The 12,238-nt window shown below is 59.0% G+C and carries 7 protein-coding genes and 2 tRNA genes; 5 read left to right on the top strand and 4 right to left on the bottom strand.

The genetic code is table 11. The annotated features are described in order from the left end of the window. Positions 1–360: 360 nt before the first annotated feature. Positions 361–450, top strand: a tRNA-Ser gene (locus AC1P02_RS20810). A gap of 232 nt (positions 451–682) precedes the next feature. Here the strand turns inward: AC1P02_RS20810 and AC1P02_RS20805 are convergent. Continuing rightward, positions 683–758: transfer RNA gene (locus tag AC1P02_RS20805), tRNA-Thr, on the bottom strand. 87 nt (positions 759–845) lie between these two features. Next, complete coding sequence (locus tag AC1P02_RS20800; RefSeq protein ID WP_021138408.1) at positions 846–1,586, bottom strand: phosphatase; 741 nt, start codon at positions 1,584–1,586, stop codon at positions 846–848. Positions 1,587–2,052: 466 nt separating this feature from the next. Here AC1P02_RS20800 and psrA point away from each other — a divergent pair, with 466 nt between their 5' ends. The 4 genes from psrA to AC1P02_RS20780 all read left to right on the top strand — a co-directional run bounded on the left by psrA (position 2,053) and on the right by AC1P02_RS20780 (position 9,380). Next, entirely contained in the window at positions 2,053–2,706 is a 654-nt protein-coding gene (psrA, locus tag AC1P02_RS20795; RefSeq protein WP_021138409.1) for a TetR family transcriptional repressor PsrA, read from the top strand. 48 nt (positions 2,707–2,754) lie between these two features. Then, on the top strand, positions 2,755–5,079 hold the full coding sequence (locus tag AC1P02_RS20790) for an acyl-CoA dehydrogenase (RefSeq protein WP_087755250.1): 2,325 nt from the start codon (positions 2,755–2,757) through the stop codon (positions 5,077–5,079). A gap of 173 nt (positions 5,080–5,252) precedes the next feature. Then, positions 5,253–8,318 carry an efflux RND transporter permease subunit gene (locus tag AC1P02_RS20785; RefSeq protein WP_485183226.1) on the top strand — a complete coding sequence of 1,022 codons (3,066 nt, stop codon included), beginning with the start codon at positions 5,253–5,255 and terminating at the stop codon, positions 8,316–8,318. A 15-nt stretch (positions 8,319–8,333) separates the two neighbouring features. Beyond that, on the top strand, positions 8,334–9,380 hold the full coding sequence (locus tag AC1P02_RS20780) for an efflux RND transporter periplasmic adaptor subunit (RefSeq protein ID WP_339023271.1): 1,047 nt from the start codon (positions 8,334–8,336) through the stop codon (positions 9,378–9,380). 59 nt (positions 9,381–9,439) lie between these two features. Here AC1P02_RS20780 and pyk read toward each other — a convergent pair whose 3' ends face one another. Both pyk and AC1P02_RS20770 read right to left on the bottom strand, forming a co-directional pair. Beyond that, complete coding sequence (gene pyk, locus AC1P02_RS20775; RefSeq protein WP_017412636.1) at positions 9,440–10,879, bottom strand: pyruvate kinase; 1,440 nt, start codon at positions 10,877–10,879, stop codon at positions 9,440–9,442. A gap of 163 nt (positions 10,880–11,042) precedes the next feature. Then, on the bottom strand, positions 11,043–11,897 hold the full coding sequence (locus tag AC1P02_RS20770) for a MurR/RpiR family transcriptional regulator (RefSeq protein ID WP_165484139.1): 855 nt from the start codon (positions 11,895–11,897) through the stop codon (positions 11,043–11,045). Positions 11,898–12,238: the final 341 nt, after the last annotated feature.

The following is a 12,238-nucleotide window of genomic DNA, read 5'->3' as shown; positions in this document are numbered from 1 at the left end:
CTGTCCCGCAAGGGGTACAGAGGAGTCTGCTCTGGATAAGTCACTATTTTGAGGAATTTTCACACTTTGTTATGACAGTGCCGGATAATGCGACGAATGGGGTCATGTGCAGGGCAGGACGGTGAACAAGCCGGTATCTGTCATAGCCTGTGTCTGGCGACATGGGCGTCTGGACGGTACCAAGAGCGTGGGATCACCTGCGCTCGGGCTCAGGACTGTGCCTGCGTGTCGTGCCCCGGACCATAGCAGCAATCATGGTCACAAGCGCAGCAACATTGTCTTTTTTATCGACAGTCATTTGATCTTTAAAGAGATTCAAGTTGATTTATCAGGCCTGGTCCGGTAAAAGTTAAGCCCCGTGGAGAGATGCCGGAGTGGCCGAACGGGATTGACTCGAAATCAATTGTGGCAGCAATGCCACCCAGGGTTCGAATCCCTGTCTCTCCGCCATTCAGCTGCCTCGTGCAAGCCGACAAATATAAAAAGCCCGCATCGCTTAAAGCATTGCGGGCTTTTTGTTGCCTGTGTTGATCGGCGTTAGAGCTCTCTAGACTGACCTGATGGCATCAGATAGTCATCGTGTTCCCAATGGGGCACCCGGCGTCAACTGTGATGACACATTTTGTGTGTCAGCCAAAAATATATAAGGGTTAACCTCATATGTGGTTAACCCTTATATATCTGGTGCCGGTAAGAGGAGTCGAACCCCCGACCTTCGCATTACGAATGCGCTGCTCTACCAACTGAGCTATACCGGCGTGTGGCCAGATTCCCGAAAATGCAGGTTCAAGTCAATGAGCCTGTCTCACTTTTATGAGTTGGCTCATTGTGTTACGGCCAAACGATCAGAGATCTGCAAACTCCGGGATATGGGCTCGGCCGCGGCTCTCGAGAAAATCGAGCAGGGCGCGGGGAGAGCGCGCCAGGATCCTGTCCTCGGGGAAGTGTGCCTCTGTCACCAGTCGGTGGCAGTGTTCGAAATTCCCAAGGCTGAACGCAACGTGGGAGTCGGAGCCGAAGGTGAGATAGGCACCGAGGTCGCGCGCCGCTTCAACGATGGCGCGGCAGTTACTCTCGCTACCCGGACGGGAATGGCTGAACGAGGAGTTGTTGAGTTCGAGCGCCACTCTGTATTGCGCGGCGGCCTTGACCACGGCCTGGATGTCGATGGGGAAGGCGGGGTTGCCCGGATGGCTTATCATGTCGACCCGACCGCTCCTGATGGCGTTGATCATGGCCTGGGTATGAGTTGCCTGATCGCAGGGGGGAAATACAGGTTCGTGGAAGCCTGCCATTATCATGTCTAGCCGCGACTCGTAGCGCTCAGGGAAGTCGATCTCGCCATCAATGTTCTTGATGTTGGCTTCTATGCCGCGCAGTATGCCGACCCCGTCGACCACCCGTGGCAACACATGCAGATTGACGAAGTGCCAGAAGTGAGGTGCATCGGCCATGTCGGGGCCGTGATCAGTGGTGGCAAACAGCTTGATCCCCCTCGCGCGAGCGATGGGCAGATAGTCGTGAATGGTGCTGTAAGCGTGGGTGCTGGCGACGGTATGGGTGTGGGTATCGACCGTATACTTCATCTTCTCTCCCCTTCTGGCGTGAGGCGCCAGCATAACAAAGGTGGCGGGTCGAGACCATGTTGTGGCTTGTCATACTTTGTCACAAATTGCGGGGGCGCTGACAAAGTTTGAACACGCTTGGCCGCCATGATGGGCAAATCGATGAAAGCCTGAACTCGCATCGATGGGTTGGATCAGGATGGTGCAACCTCTTTTCCCCGACGTCGCTCCCAGCGACGGTTTTTTTTGCCCCTGTATCGGCACCAATACCAACAGGGCAAAAAAATGCCCAACTAGCATGGAGCAGGTTGGGCGAGACTTAATGTTTAATTGCAGTGGCATAGATATAGAGTGCTGTTTGTCAGCTAAGTTCCCGCCTTGTTCCCCCTTTTTAGCAAAAACATTTCACTAACATATGTTCACATTCTCTTGACACAAATGGTTGTGAAACGTACTTTTTAAACATTCGTTTTAAGTGAGGTGTCCTGTGAGTAAAATCGATACCAAAAACCGTATTCTTGATGCCGCCGAGGTGTTGTTTGCCGAGCGGGGATTCGCCGATACCTCTTTGCGTCTGATCACCAGTGAAGCCAATGTCAACCTCGCCTCGGTCAACTATCACTTCGGCTCCAAAAAGGAGCTGATCCAGGCTGTGCTTGATCGCTATCTGAGCTTGTTTATGCCGGATCTGGATGCACGACTGCATACCCTGATGGAGCAGGAGCAGTTGACCCTGCTGCAGGTATTTGAAAGCTTTGTTGATCCCTTGATGAAGCTGGTTGCGGTGCGAGCCAATGGCCCCGCCATCTTCATGCAGCTGCTGGGACGTGGCTATATCGACAGTCAGGGTCACCTGCGCCGCTTCATTACGGCTCACTATGGCCCCATCTTGTTGCGGATCACCCAGGCGATTTCCAAGGCCAATCCGGCTCTGTCACCGGCAGACCTCTTCTGGCGGCTGCATTTCACTCTGGGCACCGTCGTGTTCACCATGGCCTCCGCCGATGCCCTGCGCGACATCGCCCTGGCCGACTTTGGCCAGCAGCTCGATGTGGAAGGGCTGGTGCGCAATGTAATTCCTTATCTGGCGTCTGGTGTCGGGGCGCCCGTGGAGTCGACCAGGCTCTCCCTGGCCGTGTAACAACCAACAATAAATCAACGGAAACAGTGAAATAGAAGGAACTTCGGTATGATCACATTGCTTATCCTGCTGGTGCTGGCGATAGCCGTCGTGCTCGGCGTGCCCTCCATCCGTAAAAAGGTGGTAACCCGTCCCGTGTTCGGCATCTTCAAGAAGATATTGCCGCCCTTGTCGGCCACCGAGCGGGAGGCCATGGAGGCCGGCTCCGTCTGGTGGGATGGCGAGTTGTTTCGCGGCAACCCCGACTGGAAAAAACTGCACGGTTACGGCAAGGCCGAACTGAGCGCCGAAGAGCAGTCCTTTATCGACAATCAGGTCGAGACCCTGCTCGCCATGGTGGATGACTTCAAGATCGTCAACGAAACCAAAGATCTGCCGGAGCCGGTGTGGGACTATCTGAAGAAGGAGGGTTTCTTCTCCCTGATCATCCCGAAATCCTATGGCGGTCGCGAGTTTTCGGCCATTGCCAACTCCACCATAGTGACTCGCATTGCCACCAAGAGTCTGAGCGTGGCGGTCACCGTCATGGTGCCGAACTCCCTTGGCCCGGGCGAGCTGCTGATGCACTACGGCACCCAGGCCCAGAAGGATTTCTGGCTGCCGGGTCTTGCCAATGGCAAGGAAGTGCCCTGTTTTGCCCTGACCGGTCCGGAAGCCGGTTCTGACGCTGGCGCCATCCCTGACAAGGGGATCGTCTGCAAGGGTCAGTACAAGGGTGAGGAAGTGCTTGGCATCCGCCTGAACTGGAACAAGCGTTACATCACGCTGGCCCCGCGCGCTACCGTGCTGGGTCTGGCGTTCAAACTCTATGACCCGGAGAAGCTGCTGGGTGACAAGGAAGAGCTCGGCATCACCTGCGCGCTTATCCCGACCAGCCACCCAGGGGTGCGGGTTGGCGATCGCCACTACCCCATGGGGCTGGCGTTCCTCAACGGCCCGACCTTCGGCAAGGATGTGTTCATTCCGCTCGACTGGATCATCGGTGGCCCGGATTACGCCGGCCGTGGCTGGCGCATGCTGGTGGAGTGTCTCTCCGCCGGTCGCGGCATCTCGCTGCCCGCCCTTGGCACCGCCTGTGGTCACATGGCGAGCCGCACAGTGGGGGCTTACTCCTACGTGCGCAAGCAGTTCGGCATGTCCATCGGCAAGTTTGAAGGGGTGCAAGAGGCGCTGGCCCGCATCGGCGGCCTTACCTATCAGCTGGAAGGGGCCCGTCGCATGACCGCAGGTTCCCTGGACTTGGGTCAGGCTCCGGCCATCGTCACTGCCATTTCCAAGTACCACATGACCGAAATGGCGCGCCAGATCATGGATGACTCCATGGACATCCATGCCGGTCGTGCCATTCAGCTGGGTCCGAAAAACTACACTGGTTATGCCTACATGGGCATTCCGGTGGCCATCACGGTGGAGGGGGCCAACATACTGACCCGCAACCTGATGATCTTCGGGCAAGGGGCTACCCGCTGCCACCCTTATGTGTTTGGCGAGATGGAAGCGGCGGCCGATCCTGATTTTGAGCGTGGCCTCGAGAAGTTCGACGACCTGCTTCTCAAACATATCGCGTTTGGTGCCGGCAACTTCTTCGGCGCCCTGTTCCAGGGGCTGACCCTGGGTCAGTTCAATGGCTCCCCGGTAGGGGGCGAGACGGCCCGTTACTACAAGCAGCTTGCTCGCATGAGTAAAGGGCTGGCCCTGTGCGCAGATGTCTCCATGCTGATGCTGGGTGGCGATCTCAAGCGCAAGGAGATGATCTCCGCCCGTCTGGGTGACGTGCTGAGCCACCTCTATCTGGCTTCTGCCACCCTCAAGCATTACGAAGATCAGGGCCGCATGGTCTCCGATCTGCCGTTCGTGCAGTATGCAGTGGAGCGCAACCTCTACCTGATTGGCAAGGCGTTCGATGGTTTCTTCCAGAACTTCCCGAACAAGGTGGTAGGTGTCGTGCTCAAGCGGGTCGTCTTCCCGTTCGGCGTCGGCTACCAGATGCCGGCCGATGATCGCTGCCATGCCATCTGTCTGGCCATGATGAAGCCGGGTGAATTCCGCGATCGTCTGACGGCACTGTGCTACGTGGGCAAGGATGACGCGGATCCCGTCGGTCTGATGGAGCGAGCCTTCCTGGCCATGGTGGCGGTGCAGCCCTACGAGAAGAAGCTGGTGCAGGCCCAGAAAGAGGGCAAGCTGCCCCGCAAGATGGCGTTGCCCGAGCTGGTCGATGCCGCCTTGTCCCAGTCCATCCTGAGCAAGGATGAGGCTGACAAACTGCTGGCTGCCGATGCCTTGCGTTACGAAGCCATCCAGGTGGACAACTTTGCTCCTGGCGAGCTGGAAGGTCTGTCTCAGCCGAACCCTGTGGTGCATGCCGCCTGACTGAGTCGCTGGCACTGAACCTGATGAGAAACCGGCCAATCTGGCCGGTTTTTTTGTTTGTTAACCATGCATTTACAACCTGGATTAATTCCAGTTTAATGCAATGGCCCCCACCCTTGGGGCAGGAAGCAAGGCCAGCGGAATGGCCGATAACAACAACTCAGGAAGAGTGAATGAACCTCGCCAAAACGGCGATCGAACGCCCCATCTGGGTGGTGGTGTCGATCGTGCTGATTTTTCTGCTGGGCCTGCTCAGCATTCGGGGGCTGCCCATCCAGCTGTTCCCCGACATAGACCGCCCGCACCTCAATATCTCGGTGGATTGGCGCTCGGCCTCCCCTCAGGAGATGGAGTCGGAAATCACCGACCCCATCGAGCAGGAGATGCAAGGCGTGCAGGGGCTCAAGAGTCTCACCAGCAACAGCTTTCCCGGCTTTACCGAAATTGATCTGGAGTTTGCGCTGGGCACCGACATGCAGCGGGCCCAGCTCGATGTGATTTCGCGGCTGAACCGGGTCTCGGGATTGCCGGACAAGATCGGTGGCCCCTACGTCAACAACTACAGCAGCAACGACACCCTCACCTTCTTTTTTATCCAGCAACTGCCCGGTGCCAAGGGACAGATTGACGATCATCAGGCGCTGATCGAGGCGCGGGTCAAGCCTGAGCTGGAGCGGATCCCCGGGGTATCGACCGTGGAGGTGGAGGGGATCAACGAGCGCCAGATCCAGATACGTTTCGACCCCTATCGCGCCGCCGAGCTGGGGGTGGAGATCCCCGTGCTCGCCAGCCGGGCCAGTACCGGCTGGGATGTGTCGGCGGGTACCCTCGACATAGGCCGTTGGGAATACAAGCTGCGCTTCGCAGGGCGTTATGACGTCGATACCCTGGGGGACAAGGTGGTGGACTGGCGCGATGGTCTGCCCATCTATCTGCGTGATGTAGCAGAGATCAGGCTATCCCGGGAAGAGAACCCGGTACTGCGCATCCAGAATGGCAATACCGCCATAGCGGCGCAGATCTTCAAAGAGAGCGGTGCCAATGCCCTGGCGGCGCTGGAGGCGATCAAGGTCAAAGTGAGCGATCTCAACCGCGACGTGCTGGAGCCGGTCGGGTTGCACATGGAGCAATCGTTCGATGCCTCCCTCTACATCAACCGGGCGGTGGGCATGGTGACGGCCAACCTGGGGCTCGGCGTGCTGCTCTCCTGCGCCATCCTCTGGCTGTTTCTGCGCCAGCTCAAGGCGACCCTGATGATAGCGCTCGCCATTCCCATCAGCATCATGCTCACCTTCTGTCTGCTCAAGGTACTGGGCAGGACCCTCAACGTCATCTCGCTGGCGGGTATCGCCTTTGCGGTCGGCATGGTGCTGGATGCCGCCATAGTGGTGCTGGAAAGTATCTACCGGCGCCATGAGCGGGGTGATTTGAGCAAGGCCGAGGCGGCGCTGGAGGGTACCCGACAGGTGTGGACGGCGCTGGTGGCTTCCACCCTCACCACTGTGGCCATCTTTTTGCCGGTACTGCTGCTCAACGACGTGGAGGGCCAACTGTTTGCCGATCTGGCGCTGACCATCGCCTGCGCCGTGACCGTCTCCATGCTGGTGGCGGTCACAGTACTGCCTGCGGTAGCGGCGCGCTGGATGGGGCGCGAGCGACTGGTCGATCCCTATGACTCACTGTGGCAGCGCACGACCCGCCATGTGATCCGCTGGACTGGCACTGCGCCTCGCCGCTGGAGCATCATCATCTTGATGATGAGTCTGCCAGCCCTGGCGACCTGGGCCTTGCTGCCCAAGATGGATTACCTGCCGGATGTAAAACGCGATGCGGTGGATGTCTGGATGAGCTTCACCCCGGGTTTTAATCTCAAGGCCCAGCGGGAAGAAGTGATCGACACCCTGATCGCCCGGCTCTCTCCCTACATGAAGGGGGAGAAGGAGCCGGCCCTCAAGAACTACTACATAATGCGCTACCCGGGCGGTGCCCAGATTGGGGTGAGGCCCAAGGATGAGAACCGCATCAAGGAGCTGGAAAGCCTGCTGATGGAGCAACTGCTGGTGGGCATTCCCGATACCCAGACATTCGGTGGCCAGGGCTCCCTGTTTGGCGGTTTTGACAGCGAGAACGGTATTTCTCTCTTGCTGCAGGGAGGCAATCTGCCTGAGCTCTATCAGGCGGCGCGCTCCAGCATGATCATCGTGAAGCGGGATTTGCCGGGAGCCCAGGTCCGGCCCGAGCCGGATCTCGATTTTACCGCCCCCGAGCTGCGGCTGGTGCCCCAAGACCGGCGTCTCGCCGAGGTGGGCTGGGATCGCACCCCCATGCCCGCCATCATCCAGACCTTCGGCGACGGCCTGCGGGTCGGAGAGTATTTTGATGGGGAGGAGCGGCTCGACATCATGTTGATGGGGCAGACATCCGCCAACCCCGATGAGCTCAAGGCGGTGCCGCTGGCGACGCCGTCCGGCCGTATCGTCCCCCTGGGTGAGTTGCTGCGGGTGGAACACGACATGGGGCCGGCCAGCATCCTGCGGGTCGATGGACGGCGCAGCATCAGCCTGCAGATCACACCGCCTGAGGGGATGAGCATGGAGCAGGTGCTCGACACCCTTCAAGGCAAGAGCTTTGCCGCCATCCGCCCGTTGCTGCCCGTTGGTGGGGAGTTGCGGATCGCTGGCAACGCCGACAGTCTGCAACAGGCGCTGGACAATCTGGGTGCCATTTTCCTGTTCGCCGTGGTCATACTGCTGATCCTGCTGTGGGGCGTGTTTGCCTCTCTCAAGGATGCCGTTCTGGTGTTGCTGACCTTGCCGCTCGCCTCTGTCGGCGGTGTGCTTGCGCTGCACCTGAGCGGCATGCTGGTGCCGTTGCCGATGGATCTCTTGACCATCATCGGCTTCGTCATTCTGCTGGGATTGGTGGTCAACAACGCCATCTTGCTGGTGCACCAGACCCGCTCGGCCGAGCGGGACGGCATGAGTCGCCAATGTGCGGTAGCAGATGCGCTGCGAAGCCGGATGCGGCCCATCGCCATGACCAGTCTCACCAGCATCTTTGGCATGTTGCCGCTGATGCTGAGCCCGAGCGAGGGCAGCGAAATCTACCGGGGACTGGCCACCGTCATCGTCGGCGGCATGAGTTGCAGCACCCTGTTTACCTTGATCCTGTTACCCGCCTTTCTGCGGCTGGGGGAGCAGACTGAACAGCCACCGCTCGCCCTGCGGCAGCGGGCCTGAGCAAGGAGCTCATCGATGAAACGAATTTTCACAAGGATGGTACTGGGTGCGGCCCTGCTGGCGGGGGGCGTACTTCCCGCCCTGGCCCAAGGCAAGATGGTGACCCTTGCCGATGTGACCCAAGGGGATGCGGCGGCCAGCATCTGGGTCAGTGGCACTGTGGCAAGTCGTCAGCAGGCGGCGTTGAGTGCCGAGGTGAGCGGACGGGTGGAGTGGATTGCCGAGTTCGGCAGCCGGGTCAAGGCGGGGGACGAGCTGCTGCGTCTCGACAGCGCTGCGTTGCAGCTATCACTGGAACAGGCGCGGGCCGAGCAGGCCAAGTGGGCCAGCAATGTGCGTTATGCCAAGGCCGAGTTTGTGCGTCTCGAGCGACTGCACCAACAGAAGAGTGCCTCAGCCAGCCAGTATGACAAGGCCGGTTACGAGGTGGAGCAGGCCGCGCTTGCCGAGCGGCTGGCGAGGGTGCAGGTACGCCAGATTGAGGAGCAGTTGCGTCGCAGCCATATCTTCGCCCCGTTCGATGGGGTGGTGAACAACCACTTCATCCAGCCGGGGGAGCATGTGGATGCCGGCGAGCAGGCGCTGGAGCTGGTCAACCCGGATCAGCCTGATATCCGCCTGCAGGCCCCCATTGTCTGGGCTCAGCGACTGGAGCCCCGGACCCGATTGCGGGTTGAGGGTGATCAGCTCAGCGGCCATGGCATTTATTACCAGCGGGCGGCGAGTGCCGATCCCAAATCCCGCCTCATCGAGCTGCGCCTCAAGCCAGAATCGGCCAGCTTCATCATAGGGTCGCCGGTGCGGGTGGCGTTGCCGCTGGGTGAGCAGCACACCATGCTGCTGCCACGGGATGCCCTTGTGCTCAATACCGAGGGGAGCGTTGTCTATCAGGTGGAGCAGAGCGGCAAGGGGCTCAAGGTCAACCGGGTGCCGGTGACAGTGCTGTTTGGTGACAGTCAGCAGGTGGCGGTGAGCGGGGCGCTCAAGCAGGGGGACAGGGTGGTGGTACGCGGTGCAGGTAGCCTGCGCCATGGTGACAAGGTCGAACTGTTTCGCGGTTGAGGTCCAGATCAGTCCATTAAAAACGGCTCCCGCGGGAGCCGTTTTTGTTGATGGGGAAGTTACTCGACCATCATCACCTTGCAGGTGTTGGTACTGCCCACGGTTTCCATCTTGTCGCCGTGGGTCAGCAACACCATGTCGCCGCTCTGGACCAGCCCCTTGGCTTTAAGCACATCCAGCGCGTCGCGGCACACTTCGTAGACCGGCTTGGTCTCGTCGCCGTCGAACAGCACCGGGGTGACGCCACGGTAGAGATTGGTCCAGGCCAGTGTCTTGTTGTGGGGAGACATGGCGAAGATAGGCAGGCCCGAACTGATGCGGGACATCAGCAGCGGTGTGGTGCCGGATTCGGTCAGCGCCACGATTGCCTTGACCCCTTCCAGGTGGTTGGCGGCATACATGGTAGACATGGCGACTGCCTCTTCCACCGAGGTGAAGGTGTAGCTCATGCGGTGGTTGGAAACGTTCAGGCTTGGGTGCTTCTCGGCACCCACACAGACGCTGGCCATGGACATGACAGTCTCGATGGGGAACTGGCCGGCGGCGGTCTCGGCGGAGAGCATCACAGCGTCTGTGCCATCCAGCACGGCGTTGGCCACGTCCATCACTTCGGCACGGGTCGGCAACGGGGCGTTGATCATGGACTCCATCATCTGGGTCGCCGTAATGACGACGCGGTTCAGACGGCGGGAGTGACGGATCAGCTTTTTCTGCACGCCGACCAGCTCGGGATCGCCGATCTCGACGCCCAGATCGCCACGGGCTACCATGACGGCATCGGAACCGAGGATGATGTCTTCCATCGCCTCGTCGGTGGCGACGGTTTCGGCGCGCTCGACCTTGGCGACAATCTTGGCGTTGGAGCCGGCTTCGCGGGCCAGTTCACGGGCATAGCGCAGGTCATCGCCACAACGGGGGAAGGAGACGGCCAGGTAATCCACGTTCATCAGGGCGGCAGTCTTGATGTCTTCCTTGTCTTTCTCGGTCAGGGCCGGGGCGGAGAGACCGCCGCCTTTCTTGTTGATGCCCTTGTTGTTGGAGAGCGGGCCCGCCACCGTCACTGTGGTGTGGATGCGGGTGCCTTCGACCAGCTCGACTCTCAACTGCACGCGGCCATCGTCCAGCAGCAGTATGTCACCGGCAATCACGTCGTCGGGCAGGCTCTTGTAGTCGATGCCGACCTGTTCCTGGCAGCCTTCGCCCTTGCCGAGCGCCGCATCGAGAATGAACTTGTCACCGATGGCCAGGTAGACTTTGCCATCCTTGAAGGTGGAAACGCGGATCTTGGGGCCTTGCAGGTCACCCATGATGGCGACGTGGCGGCCGAGCCTGGCGGCAATGTCACGCACCTGATTGGCGCGCAAGATATGGTCTTCAGCGGTGCCGTGGGAGAAGTTCATCCGCACCATGTCGGCGCCGGCACGAATGATCGCCTCTAGGATCCCTTCGCGATCGGTCGCCGGACCGAGTGTGGTTACAATCTTTGTACGTCTTGGCATGAAAGACTCCAGTTTGAAGTTGATATGACTTGAGATACTGCCCCGGCAAGCGCATGACCCATAGCACCCGCTTGCAAGCCATCTGGGTGGCTTCTGTTACTAAATTACAATACTACACCAAGGTGGGTGGCATAGACAGCCGGGGGCCGGGGCCCCCGTTGCCTCAGGAGGAGTGGGGAGTATCAAAGCGGGATTCGCGCAAACCTTCTTTGACTTTCTTCAGGTTTTCGCGAAATTTCATGCCACGGCGCAGGGTAAAACCGGTCGCCAGTACATCCACCAGCGCCAGCTGGGCGATGCGTGACGCCATCGGCATGTAGACGTCGGTATCTTCCGGCACATCCATGGAGAGCACCAGATTGCACTCACGGGCCAGCGGCGAGTCTTTGGCGGTGATGCCGATCACTGTGCCATCGTTCTCGCGGGCCAGCGCGGCTATCTCCACCAGCGCCTTGGTGCGGCCGGTATGGGAAATCAGCACCACCACATCCCCTTCGCTGCTGTTGATGCAGCTCATGCGCATCATGACGATGTCATCGAAGCTCACTACCGGAATATTGAAGCGGAAGAACTTGTTCTGGGCGTCGCGCGCCACGGCGGAGGAGGCGCCCAGGCCAAAGAAGCTGATCTTGTTGGCCTGGGTCAGGATATCGACGCAGCGATTGATGGCGGAGATATCCAGGCTGTTCTTGGCGGCATCCAGACAGGCCATGGTGGATTCGAAGATCTTGGCGGTATAGGTCTCGGGACCGTCTTCCGCTTCCACGTGGCGATTCACGTAAGGCGTGCCATTGGCCAAACTCTGGGCCAGATGCAGTTTGAAATCGGGAAAGCCCTTGGTATCGAGACGGCGACAGAAACGGTTGACGGTCGGCTCGCTGACGTCAGCCATCTTGGCGAGGGTGGCGATACTGGAGTGGATGGCCGTCTGTGGTGAGGCCAGAATGACCTCGGCCACTTTACGCTCTGATTTACTGAAACTTTCCAAATTGTTAGTAATTTTATCAAGGGTATTCATCATCACCACCAGGCATTTTTGTAATTTAGCTTCAGTGTCTTTGCACTAAATTCACGGCTAAGCATGTTTCCAATCAACTGGATGACTATACAAGACAAGCTCTTATTGAAACTAATCTCGGCCCTGCAAAGTATGACTCATGTCTAATTATTTCGTCTTTTTGGTTACAAACTTCCATTCACTCCATGAAAACGCTTACAAATGTTGCAAAGCAACAACACTGTGAGCGGGTGCACAGTTGCATTGATCAAACACGCCGCCGGGGGAGGGGCTCGGGTAGAATTGCTGCCAAATAATAATTGCGGGACGGTAAGCGCCGCCCCGACCCAAGTAACGAAGGA

It is taken from the genome of Aeromonas sp. TS_SC_11 (assembly GCF_057318915.1).
The sequence above is the reverse complement of the archived record's forward strand: the minus strand, read 5'-3'. Positions and strand labels throughout refer to the sequence as shown.

What these genes read in the sequence shown, in the direction of transcription:
- AC1P02_RS20770 (WP_165484139.1), bottom strand. Translation starts at nt 11,897, where the DNA reads ATGAATACCCTTGATAAAATTACTAACAATTTGGAAAGTTTCAGTAAA.
- AC1P02_RS20790 (WP_087755250.1), top strand. Translation starts at nt 2,755, where the DNA reads ATGATCACATTGCTTATCCTGCTGGTGCTGGCGATAGCCGTCGTGCTC.
- AC1P02_RS20800 (WP_021138408.1), bottom strand. Translation starts at nt 1,586, where the DNA reads ATGAAGTATACGGTCGATACCCACACCCATACCGTCGCCAGCACCCAC.
- pyk (WP_017412636.1), bottom strand. Translation starts at nt 10,879, where the DNA reads ATGCCAAGACGTACAAAGATTGTAACCACACTCGGTCCGGCGACCGAT.
- AC1P02_RS20785 (WP_485183226.1), top strand. Translation starts at nt 5,253, where the DNA reads ATGAACCTCGCCAAAACGGCGATCGAACGCCCCATCTGGGTGGTGGTG.
- AC1P02_RS20780 (WP_339023271.1), top strand. Translation starts at nt 8,334, where the DNA reads ATGAAACGAATTTTCACAAGGATGGTACTGGGTGCGGCCCTGCTGGCG.